Source organism: Gracilibacillus timonensis, from assembly GCF_900086715.1.
Taxonomy (GTDB): Bacteria; Bacillota; Bacilli; order Bacillales; family Amphibacillaceae; genus Gracilibacillus; species Gracilibacillus timonensis.
The window spans coordinates 814,119-833,114 of record NZ_FLKH01000012.1 but is presented as its reverse complement, the minus strand read 5'-3'; the positions used below and the strand labels follow the sequence as shown (position 1 = coordinate 833,114).

Below are 18,996 nucleotides of genomic sequence, written 5' to 3'. Positions count from 1 at the left end.
TCAGTGGCTCTCTTGTTCTTGACGAATATCATCATACAAGGCCAGATAACTTTCATCCTGGTCATTTAACCCCAATAGCTGTTCTGCCGCTATCAAGGCATCTTCTTGCTGACCCTCTAGGTGATATAGCAAGGCCAAATTGTACCAACCATTCTCAAAGTCTGACTTTAAATGTACGGCCTGTTCTAAATCACGAATTGCCTGATCGGGGTCTTCTGTATGTACATAAGCAATCGAGCGCAAAAAAAGAAGCTCTGCTTGGTAATCTTCAGCATGTGGTAGTGTCTGCGTTACCGTATCAATCATTTGCGAATAGTTGTCTTCTTGCTGTAACTGCTCCACATGCAGGATTTGCATAGTCTCATCAAATTGAACCCTATCGTTGGACAAGCCAAATAATAGGATCGCTGCCAGATAGACCAGAAATATGACTGTTGCTACTATGCGCCATAAAAATCCCTTTGTTTTGGGAAGCATGACCATAGCAGCTACGAGAAAACCACCGACTAATCCTCCTAAGTGAGCCCCATGGTCGACTTGGGGAACCACAAAACCAAAAACCACATTAATTGCTACAATAAACAACACATTGGCACCAATTGTTTGAAAAAAGAGGTTTGGCTTTTTGAGCCCAAAATAAAGCAAAGCACCAAATAGTCCAAATAAGGCACCAGAAGCTCCTGCTCCAACGCTTGGACTAAACGCAAAACTACATAAACCTCCTGCAATTCCGCTTAAAAAGTAAATCAGCGTAAACCTCACATTACCGTATATCCCTTCAACCAATGTCCCAATAAAATATAAGGCCAACATATTGAGAATTAGATGGACAAATCCAATATGCAAGAACATGGAAGAAAGGATCCGCCACCATTCACCATCAAGTATAGCTACATTATACTTGGCCCCATAATCGATCAATGTCTCGGTATTAGTAGAGCCTCCATTGGATTCCAGGAGGAAAAACATAATCAAATTTATAGCAAGCAACAAGTATGTCATATACGGTTTTGCTCGTTGAAACACGGCTTGCACATCTTTTAACGTTTGTTGATGATAATCGGTGATTCGTTTTTGCAATGCTGTCACTTCATAGGAGAGCGCCAGCCCTTGCGTCTGAATAGTAAAAGATAGAGGTTCTTTTAGCTTTACTTCTTGAAAAAAACGAGCCAAATCTTGTTGATCTTCTTTATGCCATACATAAACATCCGAAGATTGAACCTTTTTATGTTTTGGCATTTCCAGACTCATTTCATGCCAATCTTGTTCTAGATAACGTTCGTTTAAAAACACATGATAAAAAGATACTTTTTGAAAAAGCAACGATTGTTGTAACTGACGCAATGCATTTTGTTCGATTAAACGCACGACACGCTCAAGCTCTTGCTGCCACGAAAAAGGGGTGGAAGACACATGGACAATTTCCGTATGGCGTTTATGACGCCGCCACAATAAATACTCCTGCTGATTGGATGAAATCGTCACAAGCTCGAATTGCTCCTTTTCGATTAGATGGAGCACCAACTGACACTGGACAAATTGACTTTCTAACACGATGACAACACCTACCTTACTATTGTCCTCATCATACCATGAATCGTTTGGTCAAGAACAATAATAAGCAATTTATTACCGATTGGAAAACATCGACTGCATTAGTCGCTTACGGAAATAAGGTATACCTAGCATAAAGCGGACACCCATCCTCCTTATCGCAGGTATTTCCATCGCTCGATTGCCTAATGGTTTCCGAAATATCAGGACTAACAAAATACTGCCAATGATTAAGATTATTTTTTTCATGTTGTTATCCTTCTCTCCTTGTGTGTTATCACAAGTTTTTACCTGAAGTCCTTATTTTATGTATGGGTACAATATATTCTGCCAAAATTCGTAACCAGTTGATCGACCGGCTGATCGTGTGGTTCGGTCATTAACTGGCTGACCATTTGAAAATCGGAGGCTAGCGATAGTGTTTCCCCTTGATAATCTGCTAAATATCTATCGTAGAATCCTCCGCCATAGCCGATGCGATAGCCTTGTTTATCAAATACGATGCCTGGAACGATCATTAAATCAATTTCTGTCTTTTCAACGATAGGTAAATTCGCTATGGGTTCATATATATTTTGCCACATCTGCTCTAATTGATCTCCTTGGCTATAATAATGAAAGTTCATTTCATGCGTTAGCGGGTTCGTTCTAGGAATGACGATTTTTTTTCCTAATAAATAAGACATCTCTATAATTGGTTGTGTTTCCCATTCAAGTCCCTTTGATATCGTGATACCTATTGTGGTAGCTTGCTTCCATGCGGGCGTAAGGTATAAATGTCGATGCAGAGATTCTGTGATAAACGTTCTATCAACACATGATTTCCACGCTTCCATAACATGCTCGCGCTGCCATTGCTTTAAATTTTTCATATACCATCCTCTCCCTTCTACGAACAATCATCTCGGAAAGCTGTTAATATAGCTTTTTGTTTGACTACCGATAAGACGGATGATGTTAAGTAGACCACTTTTGTGGGCAGTTGACTTTGCCCGCTTTTTTGTGCTAGGCGAGCACTCCGGGAATATGCTGCGCTTTCCGTGGGGCCGGCTTCAGCTAACTAAAAAGAAGAGCACTTTTTAGTGGATCTTCAGCTCGTCCTACGATGCACAGGACGTGCAAGTGCAGGCGTTGCAACAGGACGTTGCGATTTTAGCCTGTAAACCATTTTCCAGTCTCCGCATATTCCCTCCGCTAGGTAAAAGTACAACAATGGTTATCACTGCAAGGATGGAGTGTTTTAGGTACCTAGACGGTGTTGCAACAATAAAGAAGGAATCGTCAACTGATTTTTCAGAAGCGTGGTGGATCCATGCTATAAAATGGTTCCTCCATCTATAATCATCATAACGTTCCAATCGTTCCCCCAAAAGGTGATGTGGCTTGCTGATTTGCAGAATGATAGTGCTTTGAGCTCTTCATGCTAACAGTCCATTCAATTGTAACACTACTCCCCAGCGGAGGAAATAGGTGAAGACTCCTACGAGAATAGCGCAGTGTGAAGACCCCGCAGGAAGCGATCTTTGTTGACGAGGAGGCTTAGCCTTGCTATGAAGGTTCGCAGGCTAAGATCACGACGACAATCGCCACGCCTGCACTTGCATGTCCTATGCATCGAAGCGGAACCTATTTTCGGAGCGCTATCTAGCACCGACAAACAATCAACTTTACGACATGGCATATATGGACTAGCTACTTAACATAATCCGTCTTATCGGTATCGTGGTTCGTTTCAAATTAAAATCCATCTAGATCCTATTAGACCAAGGATTACATGCGTTCCTTAGTATGAAAAAGACCTTTACTTGTTAGACGAAGTAAAGGTCCTGACATGGAAAGCCTGATTATTTTGTTTCGCGGTGTAACGTATGACGTTTCAAACGTGGGCTGTATTTTTTAAGCTCCAAACGTTCTGGGTGTTTACGTTTATTTTTAGTCGTAATATAATTACGGTCACCTGTCTCGGTACAAGCCAATGTAATATTAACGCGCATCATTTTCCCTCCAAACTAAATCGAACATCTTGCTATTCATTCTTATTCGAATTACTTTACTAAGATATAATAGCAAAAAGAACAGATTATTTCAAGTAAATGTTTAATTGAACTTATAAATATGATATAACTATAAGTATGAAAATAATGGTTTAGGAGGAAAGTCATGATCTACGCAGTAGCAGCTACCATCATTGCTGTAGGAATTATTCTATGGATTGCTTCATTTTTCATGCAGGATAAATTCAAACAGCTGGAAGAACAGATGGAACAACTATCTATCTCTTCCTTACAAGAAAGCTATCAATTAAAGAAGAAAATCGGTGTATTAGAAGAAGAGTTATTAATGGACGATGCCTCCGTACGGCAGTCACTACATCCAAAACGCAATATGGAAACAGATATAACCAATGAAATCTTCACCTTATACCAACAAGGCCATGATACGGATTCTATTGCTGAACAACTTCAGATTAATGAACAAGATGTGATTACCATTATTCGAGAATCATAATAATAAATGAGGGATATACATTGAAGCAAATCGTGAGATCTTATTCTTTAGGGCTATTAACAGCAGCCATTATTTTGGCGCTGGTATACTTTATCAATAATAATAATTCAGAAGAGACAACCACTCTCTCCACCGAAGAAGCTATTGAACAAGTGGAGAATGATGGATATTTTGTATATGATGAACAACGTGAGATGGTGGAGGAAGAACCAAGCGCAGAGACAGAGGAACCAGACGAGCCCACAGACCCTAGTGAAGACAATGAAACGGCTGAAGAACCGGAAACAGATTCGGTGACGATTGTAATTGAAGGCGGCATGGGGATTATAGATATCTTAGATTTATTAGAAGAGAATGAGTTATTGGATGATCAACAGGCCTTCCTTGACTATTTGGAACAAAATGATCTGAGCAGATCCATTCAAGCAGGAGAGTTCGAAGTCTCAACCACCGCTACACCTGAAGAAGTGGCAGATACGGTGACTGGACAAACATCCGAATAGTATAGTTAGACTGATTGTCAAAAATAACCACTATACAGCAATAGGCCACTCGATATGATAAAAAAATCAATTAGGCTGACACACTAATATAACAAAAAGGATAGCAAAGGCACTGATTAACCTGCCTTTCTATCCTTACCACTTAAGTTTATTCATTTAAGTCTAACGATTCTCCTTTTACCAAATACATCACGTCTTCTCCAATATTGGTTGCGTGATCTCCAATTCTTTCGACATATCGACCACTGAACGCCATTTGCATGATATGTTGAATTTCCTGAGAGTCTGTTGCTTTTTCTTCCAGCAATTCTTGCAACATACTTGCATAAAGGTGATCCAACCTATCATCCAAGCTAGCCAATTTCCTGGCTAAGCTGATATCTTCATAAGTATATGCCCTCATAGCCAAATCAATCATTTCTATGGCGAGATTCTTCATTTCTTTAATAGATGGGTGAGCCTCAACAGTGGGATGAGAGCCAAGATGAACGGTAGACTTTGCCACATTCTTGGCATTATCAGCCATTCTTTCCAAATCAGTTGAAATCCGCAATGCAACAACTAACCTTCTTAAATCACGGGCTACCGGCTGCTGTCGGGCAATCAATACAATCGCTTCTTCATTAATATCATGATCCAGCTGATCGAGATGTTCGTCTGTCTTTATCACCTGTTTTGCTTCTACTACATTTGCATGATACAAACAGTCTACCGCTTGCGTTAATTGATCCTTCGTTCTATTGGCGAGTTGAATAATTAATTTTTCAATATGTTGTTGCTCTTCTTGAAACAATGAGCTTGCTGACATCATTAGACACTTCCTTTCTTAACCAAAACGCCCCGTAATATAATCTTCTGTTCGTTTATCAACTGGATTAGAGAATAGTTGATTCGTTTCGGAAAACTCAATCACTTCTCCATGCAACATAAACACCGTCTTATCCGAAATACGGGCCGCTTGCTGCATATTATGGGTAACAATGATGATTGTATATTTTTCCTTTAATTCTTTCATTAATTCTTCAATTTTGAGCGTAGAAATCGGATCCAAGGCCGATGTCGGTTCATCCATCAGAATGACATCCGGTTCTACCGCCAAGCAACGTGCGATACAAATACGCTGTTGTTGACCACCTGATAGACCATAAGCATTCTCATGCAAACGATCCTTTACTTCATCCCAAATAGCTGCCCCTCGCAAACTCTTTTCAACGATTTCATCAAGAACTGCTTTCTTCTTAATTCCATGTATTTTAGGTCCATAGACAATATTTTCATAAATAGACTTTGGAAATGGGTTTGGTTTTTGAAATACCATACCTACATCGGTTCTTAAATCTTCTACCTTAATCGTTTTATCTAAGATGTCTTTCTGCTTATAGGAGATACTACCTGAAGTGCTCACACCAGGCACAAGCTCCACCATACGGTTAAGTGTCTTAATATAGGTTGATTTCCCACAACCAGATGGACCAATGATGGCCGTTACTTCGTTTTCTAAAATGGCAAGATTAATATCTTTTAAAGCATGGGTACTGCCATACCATAGATCCAAATGTTTGGTATCATAGATCACTTGTTTTTCCTGATCAATATTCTGCTGTACCTCTGCTTGTTGCGTTTGAACATCCAGTTTAATACTATTATCTGTTAAAGTACTCATGCTTTCATTCCTCCATTACGTGATGTCTGTCTACTCGCAATTCGTGTTCTACAATGATTGTTGATATTTATTACGGATAAATACGGCCGTAGCATTCAAAATAAACAGAATAACCAATAGCACAATAATCGTTGCAGCGGCTAAATTGGCATATTCGGCAACCAGGGATGCATCGATCGTCCAATAATAAATTTGCATCGGTAAGGCGGTGAACGTATCGAACAAACCATTTGGAAAAGGAATCAGCAAGGCTGGGATACCTAATACCGTTAGTGGAGCCGTTTCACCAATCGCACGTGACAAGGCCAAAATCGATCCAGTTAAGATACTGGGAATCGCCGCAGGTAAAATAATCCGTCGAATCGTTTGCCATTTCGTCGCCCCCATCCCATAGGATGCCTCCGCTAAATAACCAGGTACTGCACGAATTGCCTCTTGACTCGATACAACTAAAATTGGCAAGATTAAAAGGGAAAGCGTCAAACCACCGGCAAGTACAACATTACCAAAATCCATTAATCGGACAAAAACGGTTAATCCAAGCAATCCGTAGACAATTGATGGCACACCAGCCAAGTTGGAAATGTTCGTTTCAATGGATGATTTTACCCATCCTTTTTGTGCATATAGTTCTAAATAAATTGCCGTTCCTATTCCGACTAGTAAAGTAACGGGAATGACAACAACCATCACCCATAAAGTACCGAGGATGGCGCCCATTATTCCTGCATCTTCAGCCGTAGTAGATAAACGTGATACCAAAAAATCGACATTCAACCAAGGCAGTCCTTGCACCAATACTCGATAAATAAGAATGCCTAATACAAGTAAACCAAATAGTGTAGAGAGGAAAAAAATAGTTTTCCAAAAGGTATTCAAACGGATCCTTGTTGCGATTCGATTGCTTTGTTTCTGTACGAGTCTTTCTGTTTTTTCCATTAATATTCCTCCCTAAATCTACGAGAGACATACTTCGCTAGTAAATTCATGATCAAGGTGAAGACAAACAAGGTTAAGGCCACGGCATATAAGCTGTAATGCAAGGTAGAACCTGCTGGGGCCTCTCCTCCTGAAACCTCAACAATATAAGCGGTCATCGTTTGCATCGATTGCGTAAGGTCAAAGGTGAAATTCTTCGAGCTGCCGCTTGCTATCGTGACGATCATCGTTTCTCCGATGGCACGTGAGATCGATAAGACAAAGGACGCTACTATTCCCGATAATGCAGCTGGGATGACGACCTTAAAGGTTGTTTCCAGCCTTGTTGTTCCCATTGCTAAAGAACCTTCACGGATACGGTTAGGAACGGAGGTCATCGCATCCTCTGACAAAGAAGCGATCATCGGAATAATCATTACCCCCATTACCAATCCTGGACTTAAGATATTTGTCGCTTCCACACTCGGCCAAATTGCACGAATAAGTGGGGTGACAAACGTAAAGGCAAAGAATCCATATACAATCGTCGGAATACCTGCCAACACCTCCAGCAATGGCTTTAACACCTTTCTGACTCGTGTTGAGGCATACTCACTTAAATAAATCGCAGACATAAGACCAATTGGACCTGCAACTAAAATGGCAATCAACGATGAAATTAAAGTACCATTAAGTAATGGTAAAATACCAAATTCCGGATTCTGACTTAATGGCCTTAGCTCTGTTCCCGTAAAGAAATCAAGTATAGGCACCTCCATAAAGAAATGGACGGCCTCTATGATTAATGTGTACAGTATCCCTATGGTTGTTAATACCGTAACAGAAGCTAGGAGAAAAAGAACAACTGGAATGCTCTTCTCATTAAAGTTATGCAAACTTTTTTTACGTTTATTATTTGCTATCATCTCACGAACGGAGACAGCGCTGTTCTCTTTTTTGCTGTGACTCGTCATGGTCATTGGCACTCCTTTGATAAATGAACAGCGAAATGAGATACACACTCCCATTTCACTGTCACCTTTTTACCTATTTTTTTATTCTTGGATGTCTTGAATAGCTTGCAACTGTTCTTGCTGCTCTTCTTCTGGAATTGGTGCAAAACCTGTTTCACCGGCAAATTCATTGATTTGCTCCCCGACGAAGGTTGCATAATCATATACTTGCGTCTTCTCTTGTGCATTTCCTACATTTAAGTAAGTAAATACAGGGCGAGTATAGTCAGCATACGGTCCTTCTTCTCCAATGGTATCCAAGGAAGGAACAACAGCACCATCACCGAAATCAATGCCAACTGCATTTAGCTTGTCTTGGTTGCTGTCATAGTAACCAAATCCGAAAAATCCGATCGAGTTTGGATCTTCAGAAATAAGAGTCACCAGTGTAGAATAATCTTGTTGTAAATCAATGTTGCCTACTAGATCTTGTTCTTCCATAATATCCTCATAGAAAAATTCATAGGTACCATGGTTTTCATTAGGACCATAAGTTTGAATCTCTTCATCTGGCCATTCTTCATTGATCTCAGACCACTTGGTTACATTTCCTAAAAAGATATCTTGCACTTGCTCCTGTGTTAATTCTGAAGCCCAATCATTATCTGGATGGGTAACAATCGTTAAGCCATCTAATGCTACTTTAATTTCCATTGTTTCGATTCCTAGGTCATCTGCTTTTGTTTGTTCTTCTTCTTTAATCAAGCGCGATGCGTCATTGAAATCTGTTCCGTTCTCTACTAGAAATTTTTCAAACCCTGCACTCGTACCGGCACGACTTACCTCAACAGAAACATTTGGCTGCTCATTTATCATATATTCCTCTGCTAGTTTTGCCATTAACGGATAAACGGTCCCTGAACCATCAATCGCAACCGTTCCTTCCAACTCTTCGTTTTCTGCAGCAGAGGTTTCTCCACTATTGCCTTCACTATCCGTTTCTTCACTATTACCCTCACTTCCACAAGCTACTAGCAAACTAATCATGACTAGTACGGATAACAAAAATAGTATTTTTTTCTTCATCTGTTTTTCCCCCAATTATTTAACATAATAATGAAGCTGTATTGCTTAGCTTCTGTACCCATCATATCGAATAATTGTTAATCTACTATTAATGGATTGTTAAGATATTGTAAATCGTAATAAATGAAGAAAAACCGGGCAAAATTCGCCCGGTCCTTTACGAATAACTAAAAGTAGCCACTGAACTGCCGATAAGATAAATTATGTTAAGTAGTCCACTTTCCTTAGTGGTGAGTTTGATCGTTTTATCTGTGCAAAGCAAGCGCTCCGGGAATAGGTTCCGCTAGATTGGCGTACAACAATGGTTGTTACTGCAAGAATGAAGTGTTCTAGGTACCAAGACCCGTTGTAGCAAAAGGAGAAAATCTTCAACTGATTCATCGTCTGCGTAATGGATCATGCTACAAAATGGCTCCTTCATTTTATAAAAGTCATAATGTATGATCGAACCGTTCTCAGAAAAGGTTATGCAGTTTACTTATTGGCAGAATTATAGTGTCTGGAACACTTCATCCTAGCAGTCATTCGATTGTAGTGCTACTACCCAGCGGAGGAAATAGGTGGAGACTCCTGCGAGAAAAGCGCAGTGTGAAGACCCCGCAGGAAGCGATCTTTGCTGACGAGGAGGCTGAGCCAAGCTCGCGGAAAGCGGAACCTATTTCCGGAGCGTTTCCTAGCACATAAAAAACGTTCAACATGATCACTTGGAATAGCCTTTTACTTTACATCATCTATCTTATCGGTACCACCATTCGTTCAAGATCAAAATCATTTCAATGATTATTGTTTTACAAGCTTTCTTATCTTATTAAATAAAAAAACTGGTGAACAAGCGATTCTCAATCACTTGTTCACCAGTTTTATGTTAACTAAACTTATTCTTCATCTTCTTCAGATTGTTCTTCTTGCATATCATAATACGTTTCAACGATCCGCTTGCCAATCTCATGATGGGCTTTATGCGTTTCACCTTCTGTTCCATTCTCTGGCACAATAACAGCAAAAGCAAGTTCTGGTTCCTCTAATGGAGTATAGCCCACTAGCGTGAGATTGTCCGTATCCGCAATCTTATCTCCGTCTTCATTATATTGCGGTCTTTCTGCTGTACCGGTTTTCCCGGCTACTTCATAAGGAATGCCACTCCAATAACTTCGAGCTGTTCCACTAGTGTATACCCTTCTAAAACCTTCCTGCACCCTGTCAATATACTTTTGATCCATATCAATCTTATTCATTACTTCCGGCTCAAAAGATTCGATCACCTTGCCTGGCACCCCTTCTTCGCCACTTGGTTCTCTAATTTCGTTAACGAGACGCGGCTTCATCCGATAACCATCATTAGCGATCGTTGATACATATTGAGCTAATTGCAGAGTAGTATAGGTATCGTATTGTCCAATTGCCATATAAAGTAAATTCCCTTGATCCACATCACTTCCGGCTAACCCAGTGGCCTCGTATGGTAAGTCAATACCGGTGCTTGAGCCTAGACCAAACTGACTATAATAGCTTCTCAATTTATCAAAGGCGGCATAGTCAAAATTATGCAATATCTCATTACGTTGATATGTCGCACCTGCCATTTGTATCGCAATTTTTCCCATATATACGTTGGACGATTTCTCGAGGGCAGTCAAATCATCAATAGGCCCCATTGCTGCACCAATCGATGAGAATGTCGGTGTCGATTGAATATATAGTGATTCGTCCACCAGTACTGAACCAATATCCACGATTCCTTCCTGATAACCAGCAAGCAATGTGGCACCTTTTATCGATGAACCTACTTCATGGGCATCATAGATCGTTCGATAAGCCTGATTCTCATATTCCTTATCCTCTCGATTATAGTGCGACCCCGACATGGCCAGAATATCACCCGTTTGCGGATTCATCACCACCGCTAAGGCGTCTTCAAGGTAACCGTTATTATTGGCTGGATTATTAATCGCTGTTTCCAGTTCTTCTTGAACAATTTCATCGACGGCTTGCTGAAATTCCATATCAACAGTTAGGGTAAGGTCCTTACCTCGTTGTCCTTCTACCACTACATCAGAGCTCAACACCTCACCTCTAGTAGATGTGGTATATTGCACCTTCTCTTTACGCCCTCGCAGGACATTTTCATATTGTTCTTCTAATCCACTTGTCCCGACCCGGTCATTTCGTTTATAGCCGTTTGCCAAGTAAAATTGACTTCTATCTTGCGGTATTCCCTCATCAGATGAGGTGATGCCGCCTAGAAAGGAGTTAAAAGTCTCTCCAAAAGCTGGCTCACGATCCCAGTCAATCACCGCATCAATGCCATTAAGCTGCGGCAAATGTTCAGATACTAAGGCATATTCTTCATCGGTTAGTCCTTCATTCACTACTACGTGCGAAGAAAGTTCTTGTGCCTCATCTAATTCTTTTCTGATCGCAATCACATTCAGCAAGTCGTGATTCCAATCAAAGTTTTCGATCTCCTCTTCAGTTATGGCATCAAGCTCTTTTTGATACCTTTCACTAGGATCTAAATCTAGCTCTTCCTCGGTTAAACGGTCCTGTATATCTTCTGTATTTTCCAAATAATAATATTCTCGTTTATCACGATCGGTAACCGCATCCTCTAGTTCTTCTTCTTCCTTATATATCGTAATATAACTCGCCAAATCTTCCGCTAACTTCAATTTGTCATCAGCCGTATCCCCATTTTTTGGCGGTGTATATGTAATCGATTTAACGGCCTTATTATCCACTACGAGATCATAATTACTGTCATAGAACTTACCTCGTGGCACTGATTTTTCCGTCGGTGTATTTTCTGTCTGATCAATTTGGCGCTGTGCCTCCTCCCCATTCAAAATTTGCACAACGCCTAATTGAACAATCAATAATGAAAAAATTAGAAACACGGCAATAAATAATATATTTAAACGAAAAGGTAACTGTGACTTCTTTTTCTTTTGCTTTTTATATTTCTTTTTAAATGCCTGATTGAAATCCATGTTGCTCCCCCTTAGCATCGCTATCCTTCTAATTATAACATCTTTCACCAGTTATTGCATTTTAGAAGTAGCCAAGTAAGTTCCTTTTATAAAGAAAAAAGCAACCAGATTACCAGCTCCAAGAATCAATAATAAACCAGAAATGGCATAAGTCGGCTTAATGAATAGAATCGAAACGATAAACAACAAAATGGCAGATACTCTGCCTATATTCATAAACACCTCTCGAACAATAATATATTCTATCCGTAAATCACCTGCTCTTCTAGCCTTACCTATCACATCATAGGTCAAGGAAAAGAAAGGAATATTAAACAGTGGATAAGCAAAACCGACGATCGCCCCATACCATAACAACATGGCATAATTTACTTGAAGTACTAACAAAATGACACTAACATACAGCAGTAAACCTCCCCACATGATCATTCGCTTCCGTTTGGCAACGGTGATTCTTTTCGTTAACACATAGTATCCGATAAAGGAACAGAGGGATAATACCAAATTAAACGAGCCCAAAGCAAGCTCACTGTCGGTAGCCACATAAATCCAAATAGCTACTACGAAAAGAAATAAACCTTCACGTAGTCCTTGAAAAATATGTGCCATCAAAACCAAATGCCAGTTTCTGTTCCTCTTTCTTTCCTGAAGTACTTGTCTAAAACGAAATTCCCCTCTTGCCTTCCGTTTGGTTAAAAAGAAGGAACAAGCCATTGCTAAGGCAAAAAGGATAAAAGACAATAAAAAAATAAAGCTGTAACCTTGGAAGTTATCAAGCCTTGTAATGATATAACCAGCGAAAAAAGGGCCGATCATTCCCCCTAAAGATTGTAAGGTACCAAAGGTTCCATTAAAAAAATCCCTTGATTCGGGCTCGGTTACCTCAAAAGTCAATACATTAAAGGATAACCAATAAAAGCCTGCTCCAATACCTAAGATCGCCCCTAACAAATAGGGATATTCCGAAGCTTGTTCTCCTGCCAGCAAAACGATCACATAAAAAATCGATAGGAATAATACGCCGATTCTAATTACCAATGTACGATCCACACGTTTGGCACATTTCCCCGCTACTGTAAATGCTATCGGCTGCAAGAGATAAATAAACAGATTATATAAAGCAATACTAATGTAGTCGCCAGACTGTTTCCATATATATATATTTACAAATGTATTCGACAAAAAAGTGGCTAAGGCATACAGCCCACCAATCGTTAACAAAAGATATAGATCTTTACGGTTCGGCATCGCTCGTTTTTTTATTTTATTAAATGTCTCCATGTTTAACACCCCACTGCAATCTAATCTTTATTTTGGACTAGAAGCCATGAGATATGCATGAAGCTTTGGAATATTTATTTGGCGGAGATAAGGATACTGGCAAAATTAGAGCGCTCCTTCATCCTTTAACAGATAGGTCCTTTACGAATTAAGAAAATCGGACAAACCCCGCCCGGTCCTTTATCGACCATTCAAAGTAGTCACTGAACTGCCGATAAGATGGATTATGTTAAGTAATTTGCTTTCTTTAGTGGTGAGTTTGCCCGTTTTTTTATGCTAGGCGAGCGCTCTGGGAATATGCTGCGCTAGGTAGAGGTACAACAATTGTTATCACTGCAAGGATGAAAAATTCTTGATACAGAGAGAGTATGGTAACAAAAGGAGAAAATCGTCAACTGATTTTTCGGCTGCGTGATGGATCGTGATACAACCTAAACTCCCGGTATTACATAACGAGAATTTTGCACAAATACTGTTGTGACAAGGTTTTAGTACTACAATCTTTTAAAATATCATCGTTATGCTTACTAACGCATAACAAGGGTGCTTTCCTATGTTTATGCGTGTTGCAAGACCATCGTTATGTGTTTTCGGGAGAGCAGGATACAAATATAAAAGTCATAATGTATGATCGAATCGTTCTCAGAAAAAGGTTATGTGGTTTGGTTATTGGCAGAAATATAGTGTCTGGAACACTTCATCCTAGCAGTCATTCGATTGTAGTGCTACTACCCAGCGGAGGAAATAGGTGGAGACTCCTGCGAGAATAGCGCAGTGTGAAGACCCCGCAGGAAGCGATTTTTGCTGACGAGGAGGCTAAAGCCTTGTCTCGCGGAAAGCGGAACCTATTTCCGGAGCGTTTCCTAGCACTGACAAACAATCAACTTTACTACATGGAATAGATGGACTCGTTACTTAACATAATCCATCTTATCGGTACTTCGGTTTCCAGTTCGTTCACGGTCAAATCGTTACAAACCCTATAATATCAATGATTTTAACTTTCTTTACTTATAAAAAGAGGCTATGACATCAATCGTCATAACCTCTTGAGTGGTATTCTATTATTTAGCTGCTTGATACAACTCTTCTACTTTATCCCAGTTTACTACATTCCAAAATGCAGCAATGTAGTCTGGACGTTTGTTTTGATATTTAAGATAGTATGCATGCTCCCATACATCTAATCCTAAGATTGGAGCTTTACCATCAGAAATTGGAGTATCCTGATTTGGTGTACTAACAATCTCAAGCTTACCATTGTTAACCACTAACCAAGCCCAGCCTGATCCAAAACGTCCTGTCGCTGCAGCTGCAAATTCTTCTTTGAATTTGTCAAAGCTGCCAAACGTTGAGTTAATAGCTTCTGCTACCTCACCCGACGGTTCGCCACCACCATTTGGTGAAAGTAAAGTCCAGAATAAGCTGTGATTGGCATGGCCACCACCGTTATTACGTACCGCTGTACGAATGTTTTCTGGAACAGCATTAAGATCTGCAAGAATGTCTTCAATTGATTTACTGGCTAAATCATCTTGACCCTCTAGTGCTGCATTTAATTTCGTTACATACGTGTTGTGGTGTTTAGTGTGATGAATGTTCATTGTTTCCTTGTCAATATGAGGCTCTAAAGCATCATATCCATAAGGTAATTCAGGTAAAGTAAAGTTTGCCATGTTACATTCCTCCTATGAGCTTAATTTTAAAGAAAGTGTATTAACTTCTCTATGACAAATAGTATCAAATATCAGAAATAAAATGCAACTATTACGGTTTATTATCTATCAAAAAAGATAGCGCTTGCGATTATTAGACAATAAAAAACAAGCTTTTCTAATAGCTTGTTAAAGGTGGCTCGGGACGGAATCGAACCGCCGACACACGGATTTTCAGTCCGTTGCTCTACCGACTGAGCTACCGAGCCTAACGTAATAATATGTATGATATGGCGGAGGAGGAGGGATTCGAACCCCCGCGAGCCGTGAAGCCCCTGGCGGTTTTCAAGACCGCTCCCTTCAGCCGGACTTGGGTACTCCTCCGTGTAAGTATGGTGGACCCTGCAGGACTCGAACCTGCGACCGATCGGTTATGAGCCGATAGCTCTAACCAACTGAGCTAAGGGTCCTTTCTGTTTCTAATAAAAATGGGGCGATCGATGGGGATCGAACCCACGCATGTCGGAACCACAATCCGATGTGTTAACCACTTCACCACGATCGCCATTCTAAAATGGTAGCGGCGGAGGGGATCGAACCCCCGACCTCACGGGTATGAACCGTACGCTCTAGCCAGCTGAGCTACACCGCCATATTGGCTCCACAGGTAGGATTCGAACCTACGACCGATCGGTTAACAGCCGATTGCTCTACCACTGAGCTACTGTGGAATGTTTTCGATAATCACTGAAGCGACATATAACAATTTACCACAGCCTTTTATCATAGTCAATAGTTTTTGTAATATTTTCGTCAAATTCCCTTAAAACGCTCAACACAGCCATCTAACCACAAATAGGTTGCAGAGAGCAAGATCTCTTGCTCTCTGCATGTGGGTTACCTTTCTTCTAACACTTCATCAGCAATGTTTACCGCATGATCACCAATACGCTCTAAATTACTAATAATATCAGCAAATACGATCCCGGCTGTACCTGTACAAATTCCTTCATTCAATCGAATAATATGTTTTTTGCGCAGGTTACGTTCCATCTTATCAATGGCATTCTCTTTTTGAATAACGCTAAGTGCAGCTTCTCTATCCATGTTCTCTAACGCATTAATAGCCTCATCCACCGTGCTGATCGTTAACTCAAACATATTGTCGAGATCAATCATCCCTTGTTCCGTAATATCTACCTTATTGGAAATTTTGTAATTGACTAACTCGATAATATTTTCGTAATGATCACCCATACGTTCAATATCACGAACCGCATTGATTAGCGCTGAATGGCTATATCTCTCCGCTTCCGTAAAATTGGTACGAGATAATTCGACTAAATAATCCGTAATTTCATGATCTAGGTTATTCAAAGCACCTTCAATTTGCAAGGCCATTTCTGCTTTTTTCTGTTCGTTAGTATTTAGAAACTGGCTTGTCTCACCTAAACCTTTCAAGGCATATCTCCCCATATGAATAACCTCTGCCTTTGCTTGATCTAGTGCGACAGACGGGGATTGCTTAATGAAAATAGGGTCCAAATGCTGTGGTTTATATTTCACCACTACATCTTCACCTGGAATTAACTTTGTTACAAAATAGGCAAGTGCTCCGATAAATGGAAACTGGATAACCGTGTTTGAAATATTAAATATACCGTGTGCAAAGGCAATCGTCATTGCCTCATTTAAATTTAACCAATCCTGTAAATTAGCAATAAATATAGTGTATACGTTTAGGAATATCACAATAATAATCGCACCTATGAGGTTAAAGACAACATGTGTTAAAGCGGCTCTTCGTGCTGCGATAGACGTACCAACAGATGCAATTACCGCTGTAATCGTCGTACCTAGGTTGTCACCAAACAATACCGGCAAGGCTGCTTTCAACTCCATAGCACCTTCTGTCATCAAACCTTGCAGTATACCAATGGTAGCACTGGAACTTTGTACTAACATCGTGAACAAAGCCCCTACTAGGACACCGAGTATCGGTGTGTTAGACATACTTAATGTAAGTTCATGGAAAAATTCCAAAGTACTTAATGGCCTTAAACCCGTACCCATTAAATTAAGCCCAAAAAACAACGCACCAAAACCAAAAATGGTTAAACCAATATTGGAAAATTTCTCATTTTTTAAGAAAAACAGCATCAATGCCCCAACAGCAAGGATGGGCAGACCATATTCTTGAATATCGATCCCTATAATAAATGCGGTCATCGTCGTTCCGATATTTGCCCCCATTATGACACCAATGGCCTGTCTCAAGGTCATAAAGCCGGCATTTACCAAACCAACTGTCAGTACAGTCGTCCCTGAACTTGTCTGTAACAATATCGTTACTACAATCCCTGCCAGTACCCCCATAAAAGGGTTACTAGTCGTTTTATCCAAGAAATATTGCAAGCGATCCCCTGCAATCTTCTGCAAGCCCTCTCCCATGTATTTAATACCTAATAAAAAGATTCCCAATCCACCAATAAATTCAAATAGCATTGTTTGTAGATTCACTTCCAACAACGTTCATCCCTTCTCGCAAAGCATTCTCAGATTAGGTTTTCCGGCTATGCAAATATTATGGCATACTTTTATCATCCAACTTTAACTAAAGCACATTTTTATGTATTCAACAAATTTAGACATCCTCCACGGTATCTGATAAAAGTTATCCTGTTTCCATCCTCCAAATAAAACTTGCACACCACCTCATTATTAATGATTTGTTGAGTATTTGTAAAGACTTTTATTGAAAATTTACAAAACCTTAACAAACAACCCTATTATATCAACAATATGCTATAAAGGTAATCTTTTTTTTGATTTTCTTCAAAAAGTGATAAAAAAGTGTAGATATCGCCATTAACGATTAAAGGACGATACGCACCCAGATTACGGGTTCATACCGTCCTTTCTATTTCTCGCTATATAAGTTGAACTTATAAATGTAAAAAAACCGTTGACAAGCAAGTCTTTGCTCATATGATTTTCTGATCATACATTAATGAGAAATTATTTAATTCAACTTATATAGTCAAAAAAATTTACTTTGTTTCTTTGACCAATATTCTCGTTCCATCGACTTGCACTACTTTAACTTCTGTTTCTTTGGTGAGCCATTTGCCTTGTGTAACGGCACTGTACTCCTTATCATCAATTCTCACCGTACCGCTTGGACGCATATCTGTCAGGGTTTCTCCTGTTTTCCCAACCAATTCTTTATAAGATTGATTGATACTGGAGTACCCAGCGTCATCACTCAGCTGATCAAATAATGTGATCTTCGTCCACATCTGACGTTTCTTAAATACCTTTAAGAACCCAAAAGAAGCAGGAACTCCAACAAATATCCCGATGATCGCATAAAGCCCTGCCGTCCAATTCGGCGCAGCAAAACCAACGGACACCATCATACAGACAAGACCTATCACTGCTAAGGTTCCATCATTTAGCACTTTTCCATCAATAATGATCAACATTAAACCAAACAAATAAATGACAATCATCATAAAAAACATACTGATATCCAAAAAAGAGGAAAAATAAACCGTAATAAAGCCAAATCCCAAAACAGCAAATATTCCTTTTGCATTAACAAGTAACTCTCCAATTAAAAACAACGTCGCAAACCCAACTACGACAAGGCTCATCCAATCAGCCGTAATCGCAAACATATGCACCACCCCTACTGACATTTATTCTTATCATAACATACGAATAAAGGTTGTGTTTTGTTTCATTTTATTTTTAAACGTGAACCACCTCTTATTAATCTTCATTATTTTCTTTTATGACAATTAGGTGAAGAATCAAATTTTGCTGTAGCATACTTCCGAAAGTATGCTTTACTAACCAATCATAAAAAACTTCACCACCTACAAG

The 18,996-nt window shown here is 39.8% G+C and carries 16 protein-coding genes and 6 tRNA genes; 2 read left to right on the top strand and 20 right to left on the bottom strand.

Features of this window, described 5'->3' with window-relative positions:
- The 4 genes from BN6556_RS15090 to rpmG all read right to left on the bottom strand — a co-directional run bounded on the left by BN6556_RS15090 (window position 1) and on the right by rpmG (window position 3,548).
- The gene (locus BN6556_RS15090) at window positions 1-1,554 is read right to left on the bottom strand and encodes a rhomboid family protein (protein ID WP_066192972.1); all 1,554 of its coding nucleotides are present in this window, start codon (window positions 1,552-1,554) and stop codon (window positions 1-3) included.
- 75 nt (window positions 1,555-1,629) lie between these two features.
- Window positions 1,630-1,803, bottom strand: a complete 174-nt coding sequence (locus BN6556_RS22175) for a hypothetical protein (protein ID WP_161485715.1) — start codon at window positions 1,801-1,803, stop codon at window positions 1,630-1,632.
- A gap of 56 nt (window positions 1,804-1,859) precedes the next feature.
- Window positions 1,860-2,426 carry a 5-formyltetrahydrofolate cyclo-ligase gene (locus tag BN6556_RS15085; RefSeq protein ID WP_066192970.1) on the bottom strand — a complete coding sequence of 189 codons (567 nt, stop codon included), beginning with the start codon at window positions 2,424-2,426 and terminating at the stop codon, window positions 1,860-1,862.
- 972 nt (window positions 2,427-3,398) lie between these two features.
- Window positions 3,399-3,548, bottom strand: coding sequence for a 50S ribosomal protein L33 (rpmG, locus tag BN6556_RS15080; RefSeq protein ID WP_018933855.1), 150 nt, complete (start codon window positions 3,546-3,548; stop codon window positions 3,399-3,401).
- A gap of 166 nt (window positions 3,549-3,714) precedes the next feature.
- On the opposite strand from rpmG, the gene BN6556_RS15075 reads away from it, so the two are divergent.
- Entirely contained in the window at window positions 3,715-4,062 is a 348-nt protein-coding gene (locus BN6556_RS15075; RefSeq protein WP_066192969.1) for a hypothetical protein, read from the top strand.
- A 20-nt stretch (window positions 4,063-4,082) separates the two neighbouring features.
- Window positions 4,083-4,565 carry a hypothetical protein gene (locus BN6556_RS15070; RefSeq protein WP_066192967.1) on the top strand — a complete coding sequence of 161 codons (483 nt, stop codon included), beginning with the start codon at window positions 4,083-4,085 and terminating at the stop codon, window positions 4,563-4,565.
- Window positions 4,566-4,713: 148 nt separating this feature from the next.
- Here the strand turns inward: BN6556_RS15070 and phoU are convergent, their stop codons facing one another.
- From phoU to BN6556_RS14990, 16 genes are all read right to left on the bottom strand, one after another.
- Entirely contained in the window at window positions 4,714-5,376 is a 663-nt protein-coding gene (gene phoU / locus BN6556_RS15065) for a phosphate signaling complex protein PhoU (protein WP_235817538.1), read from the bottom strand.
- Between the two features lie 15 nt (window positions 5,377-5,391).
- On the bottom strand, window positions 5,392-6,228 hold the full coding sequence (gene pstB / locus BN6556_RS15060) for a phosphate ABC transporter ATP-binding protein PstB (RefSeq protein ID WP_066192963.1): 837 nt from the start codon (window positions 6,226-6,228) through the stop codon (window positions 5,392-5,394).
- A gap of 48 nt (window positions 6,229-6,276) precedes the next feature.
- Window positions 6,277-7,167, bottom strand: a complete 891-nt coding sequence (gene pstA / locus BN6556_RS15055; protein WP_066192961.1) for a phosphate ABC transporter permease PstA — start codon at window positions 7,165-7,167, stop codon at window positions 6,277-6,279.
- Window positions 7,167-8,120, bottom strand: a complete 954-nt coding sequence (pstC, locus tag BN6556_RS15050; protein ID WP_066192959.1) for a phosphate ABC transporter permease subunit PstC — start codon at window positions 8,118-8,120, stop codon at window positions 7,167-7,169. Before pstC ends, pstA begins: the two co-directional genes overlap by 1 nt.
- 81 nt (window positions 8,121-8,201) lie before the next feature.
- Window positions 8,202-9,185, bottom strand: coding sequence for a PstS family phosphate ABC transporter substrate-binding protein (locus BN6556_RS15045; protein ID WP_066192957.1), 984 nt, complete (start codon window positions 9,183-9,185; stop codon window positions 8,202-8,204).
- A gap of 875 nt (window positions 9,186-10,060) precedes the next feature.
- Complete coding sequence (locus tag BN6556_RS15040) at window positions 10,061-12,172, bottom strand: peptidoglycan D,D-transpeptidase FtsI family protein (RefSeq protein WP_066192955.1); 2,112 nt, start codon at window positions 12,170-12,172, stop codon at window positions 10,061-10,063.
- Window positions 12,173-12,223: 51 nt separating this feature from the next.
- Window positions 12,224-13,453 (bottom strand): MFS transporter, encoded by a 1,230-nt coding sequence (locus tag BN6556_RS15035; protein ID WP_066192953.1) that lies wholly within the window; start codon window positions 13,451-13,453, stop codon window positions 12,224-12,226.
- Window positions 13,454-14,517: 1,064 nt separating this feature from the next.
- The gene (sodA, locus tag BN6556_RS15030; RefSeq protein ID WP_066192951.1) at window positions 14,518-15,129 is read right to left on the bottom strand and encodes a superoxide dismutase SodA; all 612 of its coding nucleotides are present in this window, start codon (window positions 15,127-15,129) and stop codon (window positions 14,518-14,520) included.
- Window positions 15,130-15,304: 175 nt separating this feature from the next.
- Window positions 15,305-15,377: transfer RNA gene (locus tag BN6556_RS15025), tRNA-Phe, on the bottom strand.
- Between the two features lie 22 nt (window positions 15,378-15,399).
- Window positions 15,400-15,492 (bottom strand) — tRNA-Ser (locus BN6556_RS15020).
- Window positions 15,493-15,501: 9 nt separating this feature from the next.
- Window positions 15,502-15,578 (bottom strand) — tRNA-Ile (locus BN6556_RS15015).
- A gap of 19 nt (window positions 15,579-15,597) precedes the next feature.
- Window positions 15,598-15,673: transfer RNA gene (locus BN6556_RS15010), tRNA-His, on the bottom strand.
- Window positions 15,674-15,683: 10 nt separating this feature from the next.
- Window positions 15,684-15,760 (bottom strand) — tRNA-Met (locus BN6556_RS15005).
- 4 nt (window positions 15,761-15,764) lie between these two features.
- Window positions 15,765-15,839, bottom strand: a tRNA-Asn gene (locus BN6556_RS15000).
- A 166-nt stretch (window positions 15,840-16,005) separates the two neighbouring features.
- Window positions 16,006-17,634 carry a Na/Pi cotransporter family protein gene (locus BN6556_RS14995; protein WP_066196439.1) on the bottom strand — a complete coding sequence of 543 codons (1,629 nt, stop codon included), beginning with the start codon at window positions 17,632-17,634 and terminating at the stop codon, window positions 16,006-16,008.
- 524 nt (window positions 17,635-18,158) lie between these two features.
- Complete coding sequence (locus tag BN6556_RS14990; RefSeq protein ID WP_066192949.1) at window positions 18,159-18,788, bottom strand: NfeD family protein; 630 nt, start codon at window positions 18,786-18,788, stop codon at window positions 18,159-18,161.
- Window positions 18,789-18,996 lie beyond the last annotated feature (208 nt).

Bases quoted from the DNA above. Each gene is read 5' to 3' on its own strand.
- BN6556_RS22175 (WP_161485715.1), bottom strand. From the start codon at position 1,803: ATGAAAAAAATAATCTTAATCATTGGCAGTATTTTGTTAGTCCTGATA.
- BN6556_RS15085 (WP_066192970.1), bottom strand. From the start codon at position 2,426: ATGAAAAATTTAAAGCAATGGCAGCGCGAGCATGTTATGGAAGCGTGG.
- rpmG (WP_018933855.1), bottom strand. From the start codon at position 3,548: ATGCGCGTTAATATTACATTGGCTTGTACCGAGACAGGTGACCGTAAT.
- BN6556_RS15075 (WP_066192969.1), top strand. From the start codon at position 3,715: ATGATCTACGCAGTAGCAGCTACCATCATTGCTGTAGGAATTATTCTA.
- phoU (WP_235817538.1), bottom strand. From the start codon at position 5,376: ATGATGTCAGCAAGCTCATTGTTTCAAGAAGAGCAACAACATATTGAA.
- pstB (WP_066192963.1), bottom strand. From the start codon at position 6,228: ATGAGTACTTTAACAGATAATAGTATTAAACTGGATGTTCAAACGCAA.
- pstA (WP_066192961.1), bottom strand. From the start codon at position 7,167: ATGGAAAAAACAGAAAGACTCGTACAGAAACAAAGCAATCGAATCGCA.
- pstC (WP_066192959.1), bottom strand. From the start codon at position 8,120: ATGACGAGTCACAGCAAAAAAGAGAACAGCGCTGTCTCCGTTCGTGAG.
- BN6556_RS15045 (WP_066192957.1), bottom strand. From the start codon at position 9,185: ATGAAGAAAAAAATACTATTTTTGTTATCCGTACTAGTCATGATTAGT.
- BN6556_RS15040 (WP_066192955.1), bottom strand. From the start codon at position 12,172: ATGGATTTCAATCAGGCATTTAAAAAGAAATATAAAAAGCAAAAGAAA.
- BN6556_RS15035 (WP_066192953.1), bottom strand. From the start codon at position 13,453: ATGGAGACATTTAATAAAATAAAAAAACGAGCGATGCCGAACCGTAAA.
- sodA (WP_066192951.1), bottom strand. From the start codon at position 15,129: ATGGCAAACTTTACTTTACCTGAATTACCTTATGGATATGATGCTTTA.
- BN6556_RS14990 (WP_066192949.1), bottom strand. From the start codon at position 18,788: ATGTTTGCGATTACGGCTGATTGGATGAGCCTTGTCGTAGTTGGGTTT.